We start from the raw sequence: 20,239 nt of genomic DNA, 5'->3' as shown, positions 1-20,239 counted from the left end.
TAATGTCAAAGTTTTTCTCCGCCCTCATCGCTGCGACGATGCTTGTTCCGGCGGGAGCACGCGCAGAGGGGTCGATCGAAGTTCTTCATCACTGGGTCTCGCAAAGTGAAGTTGACGCTTTGAACGTGATCCGCAAGGACCTTGAAACCAAGGGCTTCCAATGGAAGGATTCCGCCGTCGGCGGCGCAAGCGGCGCGAACGCGCAGCAAGCTCTGCGTGCTCGGCTTACGGCGGGAAATCCTCCGGGGGCGATGCAGTTTCTCGGTTGGGAAGGCGTGCAGTGGGCAGAGCAGGGTGTCGTCCGCGACCTGAACGATCTCGCCGCAGCAGGTGGCTGGCGCGAAGCGCTCGCTCCGCAGCTCCTGCCTTTCGTGACTTCGGGCGACGCCTTCATCGCCGCGCCGATCAACATGCACCGGCAGAACTGGGTCTGGGCCAACAAGAAGCTCTTTGACCAGGCCGGAGTATCGGTTCCAAAGGATTGGGCAGAACTCATCGACGCGGGCAAGAAGCTCAAGGAAAAGGGCGTTGTCCCGATCGCAATGGGTGACGAGCCCTGGCAGATCGGCATCATCTTTGACGCCCTTCTGTCGGACATCAACGGTCCGGAGTTTTATCAGAAAGCAGCCATCGATCTGAACCCGGAGACGCTCGCCAGCCCCGAGATGGCAAAGGTGTTCGACACGTTGCGCGAAGTGCGTGGTCTCGTCGACAACAACTTCGTTGGCCGAGACTGGGCCGTTGCCACGGGCATGGTCATCAATGGCGAAGCCGCCATGCAGTTCATGGGCGACTGGGCGAAAGGCGAGTTCCTTGCAAAGGGCCTGAAGCCGGACCAGGACTTCTACTGCTTCGCGACGCCCGGCCAAGTCACCGCTTTCCAGTACATCATCGACAGCTTCGGCATGTTCACGGTGAAGGACGAAAACCTGCAAAAGGCCCAGGCCGCACTTGCCGAAACAATCATGGACCCAAAGGTCCAGAAGGGCTTCAACCTTATCAAGGGCTCCATTCCTGCACGTATCGATGTGTCGGTCGACGAGTTCGATGATTGCGCAAAGCTCGGCTACAGCGAGCGGACGGCGGCGATCGAGAAGGGCAGCATGCAAGGCGCCATGACCCATGGCTTTGCCGCGAAGCCGGAGTTCGCCGCGGTCTTCAGCGACGTTGCCGCGCAGTTCTTCGTTGGCAACATGAGCTCCGAAGACGCGGTCAAGATGCTGGTCGAAGGCATCGACAACGCCCGCTAACCCGAACTCACCTTGAGAGCGGGCCGGGGCGTGACAACCCGGCCCGACCATTGAAATTCGCCATCGGAGCAGATCCATGAGCGCCTACAAGCGCATGTCCTCACGATTGGCCAGCTGGCTTCCGCGCCTTGTCGTTGCTCCCAGCCTGCTGATCGTCGTCATAACAGTCTACCTGTTCATTCTTTGGACTGGGCTGATTTCCGTCACTTCCTCGAAGTTCGTGCCCGTCTACGACTTTGTGGGCCTGGAGCAGTATGTGCGTCTTTGGGCGACGCCGCGGTGGCACACCGCGGTAGCCAATCTGTTCATCTTCTCCGCGCTGTTTCTGGCGCTATCGACGGCTCTTGGCCTTCTCCTGGCCATCCTGCTCGATCAGAACATCCGCGCTGAAGGGGCCTTGCGGGCGATCTATCTCTATCCAATGGCGCTATCGTTCATTGTGACCGGCACGGCCTGGAAGTGGATCCTGAACCCGGGGCTCGGAATACAGAAGGTCGTCAATGACCTCGGCTGGGAGACGTTTCGCTTCGACTGGATCACCGATCCCCAAATGGCGATCTACACAGTCGTAATCGCCGGCGTCTGGCAGTCCTCGGGTTTTGCGATGGCCATCTTCCTGGCAGGACTGCGCGGGGTCGATAACTCGGTCATCAAGGCAGCGCAGATCGAAGGCGCGAGCCTTCCGCTCATCTATCGCCAGATCATCATTCCGATGCTGCGTCCGGCAATGCTCAGCGTCATCGTGCTGTTGAGCTACATCGCCATCAAGAGCTTCGACCTGGTGTTGGCGCTGACGAATGCCGGGCCGGGTGCTGCTACCGAACTGCCTTCAACCTTCATGTTCGCTGCCACCTTCCGTCGCAACCAGATGGGAGTGGGGGCTGCTAGCGCCGTGATGATGCTCATGACGGTCGCGGCCATCATCGTGCCGTACCTCTATTCCGAACTTCGGGAGCGCAACAATGGCTGAAGCACTTTCACAATCCGGAAAGGCGCGCCTGGGACGGTTGGTGGTCTACGCCTGCCTTCTCACTGTAGCGTTGCTCTACTTGATGCCCTTGTGGGTTATGGTGGTGACGTCTCTCAAGTCGCTCGACGAGATCTACGCAGGCTCCTTTATCGGCCTTCCGAAGACCGTGACCCTTGACGCCTGGCGCGCCGCCTGGTCGCAGGCCTGCATCGGAACGGAGTGCACCGGGCTTAAGCCCTACTTCGTGAACTCGCTGCTGATGGTGATCCCCTCGGTAGTCCTTTCAACGGGCATCGGCGCCATCAATGGCTACATCCTGACGAAGTGGAAGTTTCCCGGTGCAAACTTCGTGTTCGGCCTGCTCCTGTTCGGCTGCTTTCTGCCTTACCAAGCGGTCCTGATCCCGATGGCACGCACCCTCGGCCTACTTGGGCTCGCCGGAAGCATACCGGGCCTGATCTGCGTACACGTCGCCTATGGCATCTGCTTCACGACCCTGTTCTTCCGGAACTACTTCGTATCGCTTCCGGACGAATTGACCAAAGCAGCGATGGTGGACGGCGCGGGCTTCTTCCGGATTTTCTGGAGCGTCATCCTTCCGACGTCGATCCCCATCATCGTGGTGTCTTGCATCTGGCAGTTCACCCAGATCTGGAACGACTTCCTCTTTGGTGTCTCGTTCACATCAGGGGCAAGCAGTCCGATAACGGTTGCGCTCAATAACATCGTCAACGTGACGACCGGGCGCAAGCAATACAACGTCGACATGGCAGCTGCCATGATCGCCGCGATCCCCACCCTCTTTGTCTACATCGTCGCTGGACGCTACTTCGTCCGCGGGTTGACCGCTGGCGCTGTGAAAGGCTGATACCATGTCTACTCTTGAAATCGATCGCGTTCGCAAGGCCTACGGGAGCCTCGAGGTTCTCAAGGAAGTCTCGATATCGATAGGCACCGGTGACTTCCTGGTGTTGCTCGGCCCTTCCGGCTGCGGAAAGTCGACGCTTCTCAACATGATTGCCGGACTTGAAACGATCAGCGGCGGCGACATTCGCATTGCTGGGAAGGTCGTGAATAACCTGTCTCCGAAAGACCGGGACATCGCCATGGTGTTCCAGTCCTACGCGCTCTATCCCACGATGACAGTGCGCCAGAACATCGAATTCGGCATGAAGATCCGGGGGCTGTCGCAAGCGGAACGGGATAGGGCCGTGAAGACGGCCGCTGAGCTGCTGCAGATCACACATCTTCTCGACAGGAAGCCGTCACAACTTTCGGGCGGGCAGCGGCAGCGCGTCGCGATGGGGCGGGCCATCGTGCGGCAGCCGAAGCTGTTTCTGTTTGATGAACCGCTGTCCAATCTTGACGCGAAGCTTCGCGTCGACATGCGGACGGAGATCAAGCGCCTGCATCAGCGTCTTGGCACGACCATCGTCTACGTGACGCATGATCAGATCGAAGCCATGACGTTGGCCACGCGCGTCGCCGTCATGAAGGACGGTGTGGTTCAGCATCTGGATGAGCCACAGTCCGTCTATGACCGCCCGGCCAACGTCTACGTGGCGCGCTTTGTTGGCTCGCCAGCCATGAACATCGTCCCGGGCGTTCTGGAAATGCAAGGTCAGAATGTGACAGCGGTAGTGGACATCGCCGGCAAGCCGTCTGGAAGGATTTCGGGCATTCCGCTGTCGGCCGAAGCGGCGCGCAAGTACGCCGGAAAGAAGGTCCTCATAGGCATCAGACCAGAGAACTTCTCAATTGCTAACGGCGGGGCGGGCGCAATGCTCTCCGTCAACGTCGACGTTGTCGAACCGACGGGTCCGGACACACTTGTCGTCTTCCATCTTGGCGGGGTCGAAGTCACGGCCCGGTTGCCGCCTAAGCAAGCCGACGCTGGCCGAGAAGCCACCTTATCGATCGACACGTCCAAGATTGTTCTCTTTGACGCAGACACCGAAACTCGCATCGATTGAGTGAATGTAATGACACAGACCGCTGACATCGTCATCATTGGGTCGGGCATCGGCGGCGCATCGCTTGCTTACAGCTTGGCACCGTCTGGCAGGCGCATCGTTATCCTCGAGAAAGGTGACTTCTTGCGTGATGCCCCGCAAGCCAGGGACGACATAGAGATCTTCCAAAAGGGCTTTTACCGCAACACCGAGGAATGGTACGGGACAGACGGACAGAGCTTCCTGCCTGGCAATTATTACTACGTGGGCGGAAACTCGAAGTTCTTCGGCGCGGTGATGTTTCGCTACCGCGGGGAGGATTTTCTTCCACGAAGCCATATGGACGGGGTATCACCGGGCTGGCCAATCTCTTACGACGAATTGTCACCGTGGTATGATGCGGCGGAAGCTGTTTTCCGGGTGCGCGGAAGCACCAACGACGATCCGACGGAGCCGCCTCACGCTAAGCCTTACGGCTTTCCGCCTGTTCCCGACGAGCCGGCAATAGCTTCCGTGCGCAGGCGACTTGAAAAGGCGGGTGTTCATCCGTCGCCCCTGCCGCTTGCGATCGACATCGAGGCATGGCTACGGCGAGCGAAAACCGGATGGGACGCGTTTCCGAATACGGGAGATGGCAAGATCGACGCGGAAGTCGGGCCGCTTTCGCAAGCGTTGTCGTATCCCAACGTCACCCTGATCACAGGGGCGAACGTATCCCGACTGGAAACAGACGGGAGCGGAAGCAGGGTCGAAGCTGCGGTTTTCACAAAAGATGGGGTGGAGCAACGGATTTCGGCAGGCACCTTCGCGGTGGCTGCTGGGGCGGTGCAATCCGCGGCTCTATTGCTTCGATCGGCGAACGGCGCCCATCCTACGGGTCTCGGCAACAGTTCCGACCAACTTGGCCGCAACTTTATGAACCACAACACGAGCGCGATGCTGACGATTGATCCGTTTGCGCCCAACACTAGCGTCTATCAGAAGACGATCACCTTCAATGACTTCTATAACGCAGACAATGATCTCGGTTTTCCGCTCGGCAACGTTCAACTGCTTGGGCACATCACCGGTAACATCCTGAAGGCCAATTTCCCGGTTCCGGCTCCTGCCTGGTTTACCAGGGTCCTTGCGCGCTACGCCTACGGCTGGTTCCTGACGAGCGAGGATCTGCCGAATCCGGAGAGCCGGGTGATGGTCCGCGACGGCCGAATTGTCATGAATTGGGTTCGCTCGAATATGCGGGCCCACGAGGCACTGATCAAGGAGACCCGCGCTGCCATGCGAAAGGCGGGCTTTCCAATCGTGCTGACACATACGTTTGGTCGGAAAACGACGTCTCATCAATGCGGCACTGCACGCTTAGGCAACGATCCGAAAACTTCAGTCGTCAATTTGGATTGCCGCAGCCACGACGTTGAGAACCTGTACGTCACCGATGCCTCCGTTCTGCCGACGTCGGCTGCAGTAAATCCCGCGCTTACAGTAGCAGCCCTGGCCATCAAGGCCGGCTTTTCCATCGCGAGGTGACCCTGATGTCGTTTTCTGATTGGGTATCAGCGCGGTTGGGAATATTGCCTCCCGAGCCAGACGAACTCTATTCGTACGACTACATCGTGGTCGGCGGGGGATCGACGGGATGTGTCATTGCCGCTCGCTTATCTGAGGATCCGAGCGTGAACGTCTTGCTGCTCGAGGAAGGCCCCAGAGACCTCAATCCCTACATCCATATTCCTGGTGCGTACTACAAAACAGCCCAGGGCTCGCTTCTGAAGCGCATCCCATGGGAACCGATGCCCGAGCAAGGCCGCACTGCCCATCCGACCATGGTACAGGCAAGGGTCCTCGGCGGCGGAAGTTCCGTCAACGCAATGATTTACATCAGGGGCGTACCCTCGGACTATGACCAATGGGCCCAAATGGGGGCGGATGGCTGGGCCTATTCCGAAGTGCTGCCCTATTTCAAGCGCGCGGAAAACAACAATCGGTTCTGCAACGAAGCGCACGGCGTGGGCGGTCCGCTTGGCGTATCCGATGTGGACTACATCCATCCTTTGACGCGCGCATGGCTGCAAGCCTGCCAACAGGCTGGCCTGCCGTACAATTCGGACTTCAATTCCGGCGACCCGACTGGCTGCGGCCTGTACCAAATTACCGCTCAGGATGGCCGCCGCAGCTCGGCGGCAATCGCCTACCTCAAGCCAGCCCGCAACCGCCGCAACTTGCGTGTTGAAACAGGCTCGACCGTCACTCGAGTAATCATCGAGAAGGGACGGGCGGTGGGCGTCGAATGCATGCGCGGTAAACACAAGGTCACGCACAAGGCGAAGCACGAGGTGGTTCTCTCAGCCGGCGCGATTGCGACGCCGAAACTGCTTATGCTGTCGGGCATCGGGCCAGCCGAACAGATTCTGCGCCAAGGCATAGACGTTCACGCCGACCTGCCCGGCGTTGGGCAGAACCTGCAGGATCACATCGAAATATCACTCGTATACCAACTCAACGGCCCGCACAGCTACGACAAGTACAAGAAGCTGCATTGGAAGGCGGCGGCCGGATTGAACTATGCGCTGTTTCGAAACGGCCCGGCCTCCTCGAACCTCATCGAGGGAGGCGCGTTCTGGTGGGGAAACAGGAACGAAACGGTTCCCGACATTCAGTACTTCATGGTGGTCGGAGCAGGTATCGAAGAGGGCGTTGACGCAGTGCCGGGCGGCAACGGCTGCACTGTAAACCTCGGGCAGATAAGGCCGAGATCCAGAGGCGAAGTAACTCTCGCCAGCTCGGACCCGCTTGCAAATCCGCGCGTCGCTCCACGGTACTTCTCGGATCAATACGATCTGGAGGCGATTACTGACGGGACGATGGCCGCGATTGATATCATGTCGCAGCCAGCTATCGCGAAATACGTGGCAGCGAGGCATACTCCACAGTCGAGAATGAAGACGCGCGAAGAGATCAGGACTTTCTGCCAGCAAGATGCGCACGCAGCACTGCATCCGTCAGGAACGTGCCGGATGGGCAAGGACGAAATGGCCGTCGTCGACCCCCACCTCCGTGTACGTGGCATTGAAGGTCTCCGCGTTGCAGACGCTTCAATCATGCCAACACTTATCTCCGGGAACCCGAACTCCGTTTGCATCATGATCGGTGAGCGGGCGGCAGACTTCTTGCGAGCCTAGAGGTTCTCGGCGGGCCTCGTCGGTCTCTGGCCGGGGACAGGGGCTCTGTGCGACAAGTCGGCTGTCCGTGGGGCAGTCTGTCCGCTTCGCCGAGACACGTTGGGCGAAGAACTTCCGAGTTATGCCCGGGACGGGCCGCGACCGACTGGACGCGCCGTCTCCATCACGCGGCGGAGATCTCTGCGAGCACCCCGTCGCCACTTATTTCACCGCAGAGCAGGATTGTCTTTCCACAGAGTTCCAGCGGCAAGCTCGGCGTACCCTAGATTGTAGACTGCCCGCATGTATTCGGTATTGAACGGGTCGGACATCGAATAGGGGAGTTGGACGTCGATGGACGCGAGATGGAAACGCGCCCCGGTCAACTTGGAATAATTGTAGAGGGCCATCAGCGCGCCCTGTGTCTGCGACTTCACGAAGATCGAGTACGCCCTTGCGATAACGGACAGCGTTTTGTCTGGTGTGGTGGCAAATTCCGGCATCAGCGCATTGTTGACAATTACGTAGAAGTTGACGCTCTGCCGTCTGGATGGCACGAGGCTCTTGTCGCTCGCCAAGAGAACCTGCGGAAGCATTAGGACCTGCGAAGCGGAACCGCCATCCGAATGCATCTCCTTGAATTTGCGCCCAGTCGACTCGGCCTCGATCATCACCGCAGGGTAAATGCCGGGGATACTCGCCGACGCCACCAGAACGTCCTGAAACAACTTCAACGCCTCTGGGCGACCACTGTCGGCGATGGCACCCATGTTCCAGATGACGGCCCGCTGTGTGTCAAGGTTGGTCGTTAGCACGAAAAGGCGGCGACCTTTCCGGTGTTCGACCGCAACCTGTGCCAGGATCGTGGGGGTAATGATCCGCGCGACCATCCGCGTGAGCGGATCGGAACTCAACAGGCTGGGACCCAACACTCCAGCTAGGCTCTTGCTTGCAGCGAGACCCTTCGCAACGCCACTCGTGTACAAATGCACCAGTGTGCCGTCATAGGCGGACCCGAGGAACGCCAGCGGTGCGATGAGGGCTCCTGTGCTCACCCCGGTGACGATGTCGAACTTAGGGCGGGTCTGCGCAGCGCTCCACGCAGAAAGAACGCCCACACTGAAGGCTCCGCCCGAGCCGCCGCCAGAGATCATGAGGACGTCGAGGCCACCCGGCTTAACCGCAGGTGCCCACTGCTCGCCATTGTTGGGAAACTCACTGAACTGGGCGTCGAGGTAGCTGCGGATCTCGCCGTAGCCGGTGATGGAGGCCTTTGCTGCCTCCTTAGCGTCAACGGCTCGGTCCAGCGTCTGCATGCAACCAGTGAGGAGGAGGGCGGCCGGAGCCACGACCATCAGCAGTCTGACCATATCGGCCGCCAAACGTGTGGCGGCCATGACCACCGCAAAAGCGGGCACTAAGCCGAAGTCACCTCGACCACGGAGAATTTCTTGCCGAGCCGTGATCATCTTTGGGCATAACCTCGGTTCGTTGCGCCGCGCTCGAAGGCGATAGGCTCGCGAACGTTGGGTGGGTCGGCTTCCGGCGCAGGGAGATCGTTTACAGGCTTTGTCAATCGTACAAGGCGTTTGACTACCTCGACTCCGTCGTCGATGAGCGTGAAGATTATCGGAATGACAATGAGGCTAAGCAGCGTCGATGCTATCACACCACCAATCACCACAATTGCCATCGGTTGCCGGAAACTTGAATCGCCACCCGTCAAACTGAGTGCGACAGGAAGCATGCCCGACGCCATGGCGATGGTGGTCATGACGATGGGACGCGCGCGCTTGTGGCAGGCGTCTATGAGAGCATCGAACCTGGACATGTCCTGACGGCGCGACATGATTGCGTACTCGACGAGGAGGATCGAGTTCTTAGTCACCACGCCCATCAGCATGAGCAAGCCGATGACGACCGACATGGAGAAGCTCGTTCCGGTTGCCACCAATGGAAGCAGTGCGCCACCGATCGAGAGCGGAAGGGCCATCAAGATGGTGAACGGCTGCAGGAAGTCATGGAAGAGCAGAACGAGTACCGCGTAGATGCAGAACACACCGATCGCCATTGCCAGGGCGAAACTCTGCATCATCTCTGAACTGCGTTGGAGTTCGCCCTGCTGCACCAGGGCCACACCCGCTGGCAGGTTCTGGAGGGCGGGAAGCCCCATCGCCTCGCGATTGACATCTCCCAGGATGCGGCCGTTCAGCTCGACCGAAAGAGTGACGTTGCGCATTCGATCAATGCGGTCGATCTGCGAAGGGCTGCCGCCGATACGGATGTCAGCGATCGATCCGAGATCGACGCTACCACTCGTTCCGACCACCCTGATATTCTTGATGTCGTCGAGAGTGGTGCGTGCCGCGGGGGCGAACCGGACGACTATGGGGACCTGCCGCTGCGGCAGATTGAGCTTTGGCAAGGCTGAAGAATAGTCGCCGCTTGTGGCCACGCGCACGGCCTCGGCGATGGAGCTCGATGTCACTCCCAGGGCCGCTGCCCGTGCGAAATCGGGCACAATCTGAACTTCTGGAGCCTGCCTCGACGCAGACGACGTCACCGCCCCGATGCCGTTCAGCGTCCGTAGCTGTTCCTCCACCACCGTGCCTACACCATCAAGTACGGTGGAATCGTCACTGGCTAGCGTGATGTCGAGCTTGGTTCCGGATGCTCCGCCACCGGTTTCGACACGGATGCCGGGGAGGACCGAGAGAGATTGGCGGATATCCTTTTCGACTTCCGACTGCTTCCGGCTCCGCTCCTCGATCGGCGTCAACGTGACAACAAGCGTGGCGGTGCCGACACTGCTCGTCGTTGTAGCATCAGGACCGCCCCCGGAGGCCGCCGAGCCGACCGACGCAAAGACATGCGTCACTTCATCGATCTTGCCGACGATGTCAGCCGCCTTGCGGGTTGTGGCTTCTGTCTGCTCGATGGTTGCGCCGGGCTGCAGAGTGAGCGTGACTTGTGTCCGAGCTTCATCGGCGGCGGGCAGGAAGCCCGACTTCAGGAATGGAATGGCAGAAAGTGACAGCGCAACGACGGCTGCCGTCAAGCACATCGAGATCTTCCTGTGTCTTAGCGCCGCCTTCGCGATGGCCATGTAGACGCGCATGATGCGGCCATCCTTCTCTTCAGTCGGATGGGCCTTCATGAAATACGCGGCCATCATCGGTGTCAGTAGCCGGGCGACGACGAGCGATGCGAGCACGGCCACTGCCGCGGTAACCCCGAATTGTCGAAAAAGAAGTCCTGGAATGCCGCTCATGAAGGCGGTTGGCAGAAAGACGGCGACGAGCGTAAAGGTGGTCGCGATCACAGCTAGCCCGATCTCGTTGGCGGCCTCGAGCGCGGCATCGAGTGGGCTCTTGCCCATCTTGAGGTGACGGGCGATGTTTTCGACCTCAACGATAGCGTCGTCAACGAGAATACCGACCACGAGCGACAGAGCCAGCAACGTCACGATGTTGAGGCTGAAGCCGGCCAGATACATCGCGAGAAACGTTGGAATGACAGACAACGGGAGCGCCACGGCCGACAAGATCGTGGCGCGCCAATCGCGAAGGAAGAGCCAGACGACGACGACCGCAAGGATTGCCCCCTCGAACAGCATGTGCATCGAGCCGCTGTAGTTGTCGAGGATGGGGCCGACTGTGCTATAGGCCTCGTCAATCCGTACGTTGGAGTGCGTTGCTGCAAACTTCCGCATCGCCGCTTCGACGTCAGCGGCAACCCCTGTATCGGAGAACCCGTTCGAGCGTTTGATCTCGACCGCAATCACGGGTTGGCCGTCGAGGTAGGCTGCGGATGATCGGTCCGCAAAGCTGTCTGCGACAGATGCGACCTCGTCCAGGCGAACTTGTTGCCCGTTGGCGAGGGGAATTCGAAGTTCTTTCAGGTCGTCGACAGAAGGCACGGCACCCAGTGTCCGCAGCGTCTGACGGGTGCCGCCGATCTCTCCGAGACCTCCCGAGGTGTCCGTTTGGACCGACTTCAACTGCGCTGATACGGTGGCCGCGGTGACCCCGAGCGATGCCATGGTCGTAGGAGCGAGATCGACATGAACCTCGCGGTCGATCCCGCCAACACGGCTGACCTGTCCTACCCCCGGCACGGACAGGAGCGCCTTCGTCATGTCGTTGTCGACAAACCAGGATAGCTCCGTCTCGTTAAGATCTGCAGAGCGGATCGCGTATGTCACCAAGGCCGCGCTCTGCACGGTGACCTTGGTCACGCTCGGCGTCTCCATCTGGGCGGGCAGGTCAGCCTTGGCACTGTCCACGGCATTGCGAACCTCGTTCAGCGCCTCTTCACTGTTCTTCTCCAATTTGAAGGAAACCCGAATCGAGACTGTGCCGTCGGTGACCGTCGTCGTGATGTGGTCGAGGCGGCTCAGGGAAGAGAGATTATCCTCGATTACGCGGGCAACTTCCGTCTCGAGTTGCGTCGGCGCTGCACCGTCTAGCGAGGCGACGATACTGATCGTCGGAAGGTCCATGTCGGGGAAGTTCTGGACCGGTAGATCCTTGAATCCCAGCAGTCCGCCGACGGTAAGCATCGCGAACAACAATATCGCCGGAACAGGGTTGTGAATGGACCATGAGGAGAAGTTCATCAGCGTTCTCCTGCGATGGTCACAAGGGCGTTATCCGAGAGAAACGCCCCGCCTGCCGCCACGACTTTCGCTGACTGCTCCATGCCGGAAACGATTTCGACTTCGTCGTTCCTGCGCCGCCCCGTTTCGACACGCACCCTTCGCACGCGGTTGTCCTTGTCCGCTGCAAACACGTAAGTTATCCCGTCACGGAAAACGATTGCCGTCTCGGGTACCGTGAGGGCCGGTGTGAGCTGGAGCTCGATGCTACCAGTCACATAGAGTCCAACGCGCGACTCGAGGTCGGCGGGAAAAGCGACGTAGACGATCACGCGACCGGTGCCGGTGCTGACCAAGGGGCCAACGAGCCTCACCTTGCCTTGAATGCGCCGTCCACCAGGCCCGCGGATCTCAACGGACTGTCCCTCTGTGATGCTTGCAAGGTAGTCCGCCGACACTTCGGCCTGCCACTCCACCCGCTGTTGGCGGACCAGTCGGAATAGCTCCGTGCCGGTCGACACGACCGCACCGAGATCGGCGGTGCGCGAAGTGACAAGTCCGTCGTCGACGGCCGTGATGGTCGTCTGATCGAGCTTGATCTTCTGGCTTTCGAGGGCCGCCTTTTCTGATTCAAGGCCTGCAATTGCAGTTTGCTCGTCGGTCAGCCGCTCGGCGATCTTTTCGTCAGAAAGCGCCCCGGAAGGGCGTAACTGCCTGGCGCGATCCGCATTCGCCCTGGCTTTCGCCAAAGTCGCCTTGGCGGTTTCGACTGCGGCCTCCTGCTTGCGAATATCTGCCCGGACGGTGTCCTGTGAAAGGCGGACAAGGGTCTGCCCCTTTGTCACAACGGAGCCGACGTCGACCAGAACTTCGGTTATGCGAAGGCCGCCCGTCTCGGAGGCTATGATTGCTTCTTGCCAAGGCTTCAGCCAGCCGCTTGCAGGAATTGTCTCTGGCCATTCTCGCTGTTTGGGAATCACCAAAGAAACGGTGAGGGTGGGGGCGGCGGGCTGATCCGCCCCTGCACTGCTGCTGAACGGCAACAGGAGCGCCAAGCCAAAAATGGCGGAGACAGAGACAATCGGCTTTCTCAACGATGCTTTCCTCGTGGTTTGCCGCATCCGGAGAGCCATTTCAACTCTGCAACCGATGCCACCGCGCCACGAGTAGCGGGACGAACGTAAAGTGCGGTCAAGTTAGTGTTAAGCTAAGTAAAATTCGGCCTCAGACCTGCATTTGTGCGATATGAGTGACCGGGCTGAATGACGGGCAAAGGTAAATGAACAAGGTTCTCCTCATCGACGACGACATCGAGCTGACGACACTTCTGCAGGAGTACCTGACGGAAGAGGGGTATGATGTTGCAACGGACACGGACGGCCGCGCAGCTATTGCGGCTGCTGCTGGCAACGCGGTGGACATAATCGTTCTGGATATCATGATGCCGCGGATGAACGGGATCGAGGTGCTGCAGAGGATAAGAAAGCTGAGTCAGGTTCCCGTCCTCATGCTCACTGCCAGGGGCGACGACGTCGATCGGATATCCGGGCTGAACCTCGGAGCGGACGACTATGTGCCTAAGCCCTGTTCGCCGGGAGAACTCGCGGCGAGGTTGCGGGCAATCCTGCGCCGAGCAAGCCAGCCTTCGGTCAACGCATCTACCGACACGCTCAGAGCGGGACATCTCGCGATGCATCCAAGCAGCAGAACCGCCGAGTGGCGCGGGAAGCCTTTGGATCTCACCGGAACGGAGTTCAGCCTGCTCGAGGTTCTCGCCCGCAACGCTGGCCAGCTTGTGTCGAAGCAGGACATCTCGAGGCGGGCCTTTGGAAAGCCGCTGACCCCGTTCGATCGTCGGATCGACGTGCATATCAGCAGCGTTCGCCAGAAGCTTGGACTTAGAGACGACGGACAGCCCTGGATACAGTCGGTCCGTGGTCAAGGCTATCAACTGCTTCTGGACTGATCCATGCCCCGGCTTTTTTGGAAGTTTTTCGCGACCATTTGGCTAACGCTCGCGACAACTGTCGCGGTCATCATCCTAACGGTCTACCTCTTTCAGATCCCGCCTCCCGCGGGGGAACAGGAACACCAGGAGCGAACCGTCATCCTGAACCTTACGGCGAGCGTGCTGACAAGAGATGGCGAGGATGCCGCCGAGCGCTTCGTCCGCACAAGCGAGGACACCGTGCCGGTCGGCCTCACGCTCTTGAAGAGCATGGACACCGGTGCATGTTCGGACGAGACCACGGCAGACACGAGATCCGTCCTGAAGGACGGACGTTGCTACCACATTTCTGTTGCCGCTCACGCAAACGTCGTCTTTGACTATCTTGCACTGTCAATGCCGTGGATCGCGATATTCATCTCCAGCACGATTTCAGCCGCTGCGCTCGCCAGATATCTTATTCGCCCTGTCGTTCACCTGCGCGATGGCCTGAGCGCCCTCGCGCATGGCCGTTTCGAGGTCCGTATCGGGAACGAGATGGCTGGGCGCAGGGACGAGGTCACCGCGCTTGCGCATGATTTCGACTCCACTGCAGCCCGGCTGCAGGAGCTTCAGGATGCACAGCAGAGGCTCTTTCACGATGTGTCCCATGAGTTGCGCTCGCCGTTGTCCCGATTGCAGGCCGTCGTTGGTGTTCTTCGACAAAGCCCGGCAAAGCTCAATGTGATGCTGGATCGAATGGACCGGGAGGTCGAGCGGCTCGATGCGCTCGTCGGCGAGGTCCTGACGCTAGCGCGCCTGACAGCCAAATCTACCGCCCCTCTGAAAACGCAGACCTTGGATGTCATTGACCTCCTCAACGAAATCCTGAGCGACGCAGCATTCGAGGCACAGGCGCGAAACATTTCGATCACCAAGAGCGTTGATGGCGTCTTCCCTGCCGAGGTCGAAGGCGAACTGATATACAGAGCGATGGAAAACATCGTCCGCAATGCCGTCAAGTACACCGCTGACCAGTCGCGGATATCGGTTTCATGCGCGACGACCGCCGACATTCTCAAGATCCGCGTGGTGGATCAGGGGCCGGGCGTCATACGAGACGAACTCGAGCGCATTTTTCAGCCATTCTCCCGCGGGAACGATGCCGGGCCGAGAGGGGGATATGGTCTTGGCCTCGCGATCGCACGGCAGGCAGTGGAGCGGCACGGCGGGCGAGTCTACGCCTCGCTGCCGGAGACAGGTGGTCTGGCCATCACCCTCGAACTCCCCCGCAGGCCGACCCCTCAAGGTCCGTCGGGCGATCAAAGCCCGATCCATACCAATTGAGCTGGGGGGACCCGGCGAGCCGCAGATGGTGCCTTTTAGATTTTACCCAACTTTACACTGCCTTTACGGCCATTAACGCTGGCAGCGCTAAAACCTGAGCCACGATCACGACTCAGAGATTTGGCAAATGACGTTCGGCCTCCAGATACCCGAAATACCTCCGCGCGCAGTGCTCTGCGTGATACTTCTGTCGTCAGTTTCCTCCTGTGCAAACGTGCCATTGCAAGCAGGAGCGACGCTTGGATCCTACGCGGGGATGACAAAGTCAGGCGGCGCTCTGACGAAGGCGAATCTCCGCGTCGATGCATCGCCGCTACTTGCTGCGCAGACGGTGCGGATCGTGCCGACGGCGGCGCAAGTACGCAGCGCCGGAGCCATCGGACCCGAAGACTTCGCGCTTGTCACCAACAATATCGACCGAGCCCTCTGCACCGGTCTCAGCGAACGGTTCAAGGTCGTGGCGGCGAACCAGCCGGCAGACCTGATCGTCCGCGCGACGGTCACAGATATCGTCAAGACGAACCGGGCGGCTGCGGCGACCTCGACGGTTGCGTCCCTCGGTGTCGGTGCGGTGTTCGCCGTTCCAGTTCCGAGGCTTCCGATTGGGCTCGGCGGTCTTTCGGTAGAGGCCGAAGCGGTTGGCCAGGACGGGTCGCAGGCGGCCGCCATGGTCTGGGCGCGCGGTGCGAACATGCTTACGACAAGGGCGCGGATATCTATGATTGGGGATGCCTATTCCCTCGCGTCCGCGTTCGGCAACGATTTCGCCCGCATGCTCGTCGCTGGCCGTGACCCGTTTCATGGATCAACGACCGGGCTGTCATTGCAGAAGATGAAGGCGTCCCTCGGCGGTGATCCCAAATACGAGGCCTGCAAGGCATTCGGATCCGCCTCCGGTCTGAAAGGGGCTGTTGCCGGCCAACTCGGTCTACCGCCAGCCTGGACCGACAAGGGTGCCGAACCCGTCCAGGCAGCACATGCGATCGGCGCGTCCGCTGCGGTCGCTGTTCCCAACGGCATGCTGGCAGCTCCATCTCAAACCAACCAATAGAACCCTGAAAGGATATCGCATGAAGACGAATCTCAGGCTCGCAGCCATGTGCGCCGCAATTCTTGCCGCTGACGTCACTTTTGCTGCAAGCGCCCCGACGTTCCTGCAGTCCCAAGAAGTCGCGGCCGTGTTAGCCGATGGCCAGCCGTGGTCGGCGCTTACACCGGATGGCAAGGCACTTAAAGTCACCCTCAAGACTGATGGTACAGGAAGCATCCGCGGACCTCTGCCCTTTACGCTTTCTGTCACCTGGGTTGTCAGCGGCGAGACCCTCTGCATCGACGGCAGGATGGGGAAGCGGTGTCTGCGGTTTAGCAAGGTCTCCGGCGGCCTGCAGGGTTGGGACGGCAACAAGCCTGATCTGAGGTTTAGCCGCTAGCGGCATGGGACCAAAAGCATTGCGTCCCATGAATTCCGAGAAAATCTATGGTGATCTCGATGAAGTGCACAACGATCTTGATGTCGCTGTCAGTTACGCTGGCAAGCCAGTCGGGTGCGGTGGCCCAGGTCCCGCCTCCCGTTCTGCTCCCGCCGCCTGTGTTGCTCCCTATTCCCGGGCCTCCCGCTCCTCCACCACTTTTAGTGCCGCCGCCACCGCCGGACTATGTCCAACGATACGATCTCGACCGGTGCGCGTATGGCCATCGCTACTCAGCCGACAACGGTAGGTACCAGCCTCAGGATGGCCCTCGAGGGCATTGCTCCTTCCCCTGAAAACGGAGCGGTGAGAGGCGATGAGGCGAAGCCGTCGGACCCCACAAGCTTTCACGGTACTCCCTCGCCGTGGAGGCGGAGGGGGTCGTGACCCGCGCTCCGGCAGGACGCCTGCACCCAAACCCGTTCATGGCCAACTGAGAAACGACGACATGAGAAACCGCCCCGCAAGGCGAATTTTGCTCTCCTTCAGGAACAAAGCGCTGAAGACCGTGCTCGGTTTCTTGGGGCTCTTGCTGATTGCGGGCTGCGTGGTTGGCCCTGACTACGAGCGACCTCAGCTTGCCGTTCCAGTTCAGTGGGGAAGTGGCAAGCCACAGAAACCAGCCAAGCAGCCTGATTTATCGAGGTGGTGGCGACAACTCGACGATCAGCTACTCGACAGTCTGATCACCGAGGCCGTCGGAGGCAATCTGGACGTCGCTGTTGCCAAGGCTAAAATCCGTGAGGCGCGTGCAACCTATCGGCAACAGCAGGGGGCACTCCTTCCTGCGGTCGAGGGGGCCGCGTCGGCAACGCGCACGCGTTCGGGGGCGTCGGTTGTCGGCTCTGAGCCGACCGTCTACAGCCAATATCAGGCTGGCTTTGATGCGAGTTGGGAACTCGACCTCTTTGGGGGAAATCGGCGCGCCCTTGAAGCGGCACGGCATGGCGCGGAGGCTGCCGAGGAAGACCTGCGCGACACGCTGGTCACGCTCGTTGGAGATGTCGCGTCCTACTACGTTCAGGCACGGGAATACCAAGCACTCCTTGCGCTCGCCCGGCGGTCTTCCGAATCCCAGGTGCAGACCGCAAGGCTGACACGAGAGCAATTCCGGGCCGGCGAGGCAACCGGCGTTGACGATGCCAAGGCGAACGCTCAGGCTCTCTCTACCGCGGCCGACATACCAACGTATCAAATCTCCTACGCCCAGGCCGTACATCGCCTCAGCGTCCTCCTCGGTCAGCCACCTACAACGCTGGAGGCGAGGCTGAATGGTGGTGGTCCGGTCCCGTTGCCGAAGGAGCCCGTTGCGACGGGGATTCCGGCCGATGTTCTCCTGAATCGCCCGGACGTACGCTCAGCAGAGCGGAACCTCGCGCAATCCACCGCGAAGATTGGGCAAGCAGAGGCTAACCGCTACCCGTCGATCAGCTTGACGGGAAGTATCGCATCCTCGGCGTTGAGTCCGAGCGACTTGGGCAAGAAATCGACGCTCGGTTGGAGTATTGGCCCGACCCTCGTTGTGCCGATCTTCCAGGGCGGGCAGCTCAGGGCGGCCGTCGACGTCGCAAGGGCCCAGCGTGACCAATCCTACGTCGCCTACCAAGCCGCTGTACTGAAAGCTATGGAGGAGGTCGAGAACGCGATTGTCTCGCTGTCCCAGACGCGGACGCGCTATGCGAAACTCGGTTCCGCGACCGCATCGTACCGCCGGGCCACTGATCTCTCGCGTACGCTGAATGAGGCGGGTGCAGCCGATTTCTTCGATGTTCTCGATGCAGAACGCTCCGTTTATGCTGCCGAGGAAGCGATGATCCGCAGCCGCGCGGACATCGCCGCTTACTTCATCGCCCTTAACAAGGCACTCGGCGGCGGCTGGGACGGCGGCATCGACGTGTCAAAGCCCGCCGTCGTCGATGTCGATGCGCGGCCCCGCCTCGCGCACTCCAGGCCGAAGGTAGGCGGCTAGACTTGCATGGACTCCACATGGCCGCGGTTGACTAGCCGGGCTCTCTCGATTGACGCGCCCTGTTTGGCCACGGCGGGGTAGAAATGCACGATGGTGCATCATTGTTTGCTCCATATTGCATTAATACGCACACTCGTGCATATGTGAGCAAAGATTCATGCAGCGAGGTTACAAAAATGAGTCCAACCACTGTGGTTTTCGACATCGGCGGCGTGTTGATCGATTGGAACCCTGCCTATCTCTATCGCAAGCTCCTTCCAGACGATGCGACCGTTTCTAAATTCCTAGCCGAGGTCTGCACATCCGCTTGGAACGAGCAGTTCGACGCGGGTATGCTCTTCGCCGATGGAATTGCCGAACTCAGCGCTCGCTGTCCGGAACACGCCGAGTTGATAGAGGCGTACTGGAGCCGCTGGCACGAGATGTTAGGTGGGGAGGTGGAGGGAACGCCTCAGATTCTGGCGCGACTGAAATCGGCCGGTGTGCCTGTTCACGCAATCTCCAATTGGTCGGCTGAGACTTTTACACGCACGCAATCGATGTTTCCGTTTTTAAACGATTTCGATGTTCTGGTGGTTTCCGGACGGGAGCGGCTCGTCAAGCCAGACTCAGCAATCTTCGATCTGTTCTTGAAGCGTGCAGACGCGCGTGCGGAGGATTGCATTTTCATCGACGACAATCCCGCAAACATTGCTGCAGCGTCGAGACTCGGATTTCAAACCGAACATTTTCAGACTGCTGCCAAGCTAGAACTCAGATTGACAGCCCTTGGTGTTCTTGCCCCGCTCGAGGAGATCGCGGGATGAGCCCCGAAAAGGAGGAACTGGCAGCCCTTTCACCAGTTGAACGTCAGGCCATCATTCTGGAAAAGGTCAATGCCTCCGGCCGCGTAACGGCTGTCGCGCTGGCTCAGGAATTCGAGGTCTCAGAGGATTCAATCCGGCGCGACCTGCGTGAGCTCGTCGATGCAGGGCTGGTCCAGCGGTTCCACGGAGGGGCGTCGCGCCTCGTGACTCCGGCCCTCGACTTCCATCGTCGTGAAACACTCGGAACTGAGGAGAAGCTACTGATTGGCCGAGCCGCTGCCGCGGCTATACCAAACGGTGCGACGCTGCTCGTTGATTCAAGCACCACCGTGGTTCAATTCATTCGTCAATTTCCGGCGGCGCTGTCGGTACGCATCATCACGAGTTCGGTGGACGTTGCGGGAGCAGGGCTCGATCATCCGCTCGCGGAAGTCATCCTGCTTGGGGGAAGGCTAAGTAGGTTCACACGTAGCGCCACAGGAGCCAGCGCAATCGAGGCGGTGCGCGAGCTCAGAGTCGACTTCTGTGTGCTGGGAACCTGCGGCATCGACGATGACCTGATGCTTCGCGCAGACGACTTCGAGGACGCCTTCTTTAAGAGGGCAATGATCAGGGCGTCGAACAAGACCTTGGTGCTCGCATCATCTGACAAGCTCGGACAGGTGGCCACGCACGAAGTCGCGCCGATCGCCGCCGTATCCCAGCTCTTCACCACAAGCCAAGACAGTTCGATGCTAACGCGCATTCGCGAGATGGGCGTGGATGTCGAGACGGTCTGACACATTCAAAGAGGG

General features: G+C 59.8%; 16 protein-coding genes. 13 read left to right on the top strand and 3 right to left on the bottom strand.

Translation table 11 applies throughout. From position 1 onward, the window contains the following. Nucleotides 1-2: 2 nt before the first annotated feature. The 6 genes from ACTJKM_RS17585 to ACTJKM_RS17560 all read left to right on the top strand — a co-directional run bounded on the left by ACTJKM_RS17585 (nt 3) and on the right by ACTJKM_RS17560 (nt 7,351). Nucleotides 3-1,250 (top strand): ABC transporter substrate-binding protein, encoded by a 1,248-nt coding sequence (locus ACTJKM_RS17585; RefSeq protein WP_058329009.1) that lies wholly within the window; start codon nt 3-5, stop codon nt 1,248-1,250. 76 nt (nt 1,251-1,326) lie between these two features. After that, the gene (locus ACTJKM_RS17580; protein WP_058329008.1) at nt 1,327-2,220 is read left to right on the top strand and encodes a carbohydrate ABC transporter permease; all 894 of its coding nucleotides are present in this window, start codon (nt 1,327-1,329) and stop codon (nt 2,218-2,220) included. Beyond that, entirely contained in the window at nt 2,213-3,088 is an 876-nt protein-coding gene (locus ACTJKM_RS17575; RefSeq protein WP_058329007.1) for a carbohydrate ABC transporter permease, read from the top strand. Before ACTJKM_RS17580 ends, ACTJKM_RS17575 begins: the two co-directional genes overlap by 8 nt. Nucleotides 3,089-3,092: 4 nt before the next feature. Next, the gene (locus tag ACTJKM_RS17570; protein ID WP_058329006.1) at nt 3,093-4,193 is read left to right on the top strand and encodes an ABC transporter ATP-binding protein; all 1,101 of its coding nucleotides are present in this window, start codon (nt 3,093-3,095) and stop codon (nt 4,191-4,193) included. Between the two features lie 9 nt (nt 4,194-4,202). Then, nucleotides 4,203-5,699, top strand: a complete 1,497-nt coding sequence (locus ACTJKM_RS17565; RefSeq protein WP_058329005.1) for a GMC oxidoreductase — start codon at nt 4,203-4,205, stop codon at nt 5,697-5,699. A 5-nt stretch (nt 5,700-5,704) separates the two neighbouring features. Beyond that, complete coding sequence (locus tag ACTJKM_RS17560) at nt 5,705-7,351, top strand: GMC family oxidoreductase (RefSeq protein ID WP_082663688.1); 1,647 nt, start codon at nt 5,705-5,707, stop codon at nt 7,349-7,351. Nucleotides 7,352-7,557: 206 nt separating this feature from the next. On the opposite strand, the gene ACTJKM_RS17555 is transcribed toward ACTJKM_RS17560, so the two are convergent. The 3 genes from ACTJKM_RS17555 to ACTJKM_RS17545 form a co-directional block, all read right to left on the bottom strand. After that, a complete protein-coding gene (locus ACTJKM_RS17555) occupies nt 7,558-8,700 on the bottom strand; it encodes a patatin-like phospholipase family protein (protein ID WP_245296239.1) in 1,143 nt (380 codons plus the stop codon). Nucleotides 8,701-8,795: 95 nt separating this feature from the next. After that, a complete protein-coding gene (locus ACTJKM_RS17550; protein ID WP_058329004.1) occupies nt 8,796-11,948 on the bottom strand; it encodes an efflux RND transporter permease subunit in 3,153 nt (1,050 codons plus the stop codon). Beyond that, nucleotides 11,948-13,048 carry an efflux RND transporter periplasmic adaptor subunit gene (locus ACTJKM_RS17545; RefSeq protein WP_058329017.1) on the bottom strand — a complete coding sequence of 367 codons (1,101 nt, stop codon included), beginning with the start codon at nt 13,046-13,048 and terminating at the stop codon, nt 11,948-11,950. Before ACTJKM_RS17545 ends, ACTJKM_RS17550 begins: the two co-directional genes overlap by 1 nt. A gap of 158 nt (nt 13,049-13,206) precedes the next feature. Between ACTJKM_RS17545 and ACTJKM_RS17540 the strand changes: the two genes are divergently transcribed. The 7 genes from ACTJKM_RS17540 to ACTJKM_RS17510 all read left to right on the top strand — a co-directional run bounded on the left by ACTJKM_RS17540 (nt 13,207) and on the right by ACTJKM_RS17510 (nt 20,224). Continuing rightward, nucleotides 13,207-13,893 carry a response regulator gene (locus tag ACTJKM_RS17540; protein WP_058329003.1) on the top strand — a complete coding sequence of 229 codons (687 nt, stop codon included), beginning with the start codon at nt 13,207-13,209 and terminating at the stop codon, nt 13,891-13,893. A gap of 3 nt (nt 13,894-13,896) precedes the next feature. Next, nucleotides 13,897-15,201, top strand: coding sequence for a HAMP domain-containing sensor histidine kinase (locus tag ACTJKM_RS17535; protein ID WP_058329002.1), 1,305 nt, complete (start codon nt 13,897-13,899; stop codon nt 15,199-15,201). Nucleotides 15,202-15,328: 127 nt separating this feature from the next. Then, nucleotides 15,329-16,252, top strand: a complete 924-nt coding sequence (locus tag ACTJKM_RS17530) for a DUF3313 domain-containing protein (protein WP_082663686.1) — start codon at nt 15,329-15,331, stop codon at nt 16,250-16,252. 19 nt (nt 16,253-16,271) lie between these two features. Beyond that, the gene (locus ACTJKM_RS17525; protein WP_058329001.1) at nt 16,272-16,631 is read left to right on the top strand and encodes a hypothetical protein; all 360 of its coding nucleotides are present in this window, start codon (nt 16,272-16,274) and stop codon (nt 16,629-16,631) included. A gap of 487 nt (nt 16,632-17,118) precedes the next feature. After that, a complete protein-coding gene (locus ACTJKM_RS17520; RefSeq protein WP_058329000.1) occupies nt 17,119-18,639 on the top strand; it encodes an efflux transporter outer membrane subunit in 1,521 nt (506 codons plus the stop codon). 176 nt (nt 18,640-18,815) lie between these two features. Further along, nucleotides 18,816-19,445, top strand: coding sequence for an HAD family hydrolase (locus tag ACTJKM_RS17515; RefSeq protein WP_058328999.1), 630 nt, complete (start codon nt 18,816-18,818; stop codon nt 19,443-19,445). After that, a complete protein-coding gene (locus ACTJKM_RS17510; RefSeq protein WP_058328998.1) occupies nt 19,442-20,224 on the top strand; it encodes a DeoR/GlpR family DNA-binding transcription regulator in 783 nt (260 codons plus the stop codon). The genes ACTJKM_RS17515 and ACTJKM_RS17510 overlap by 4 nt, the downstream gene beginning before the upstream one ends. Nucleotides 20,225-20,239 lie beyond the last annotated feature (15 nt).

The sequence above is a fragment of the Ensifer sp. 22460 genome, from assembly GCF_052044935.1.
GTDB lineage: Bacteria > Pseudomonadota > Alphaproteobacteria > Rhizobiales > Rhizobiaceae > Ensifer.
This window is presented reverse-complemented; position numbering and strand designations above follow the sequence as displayed.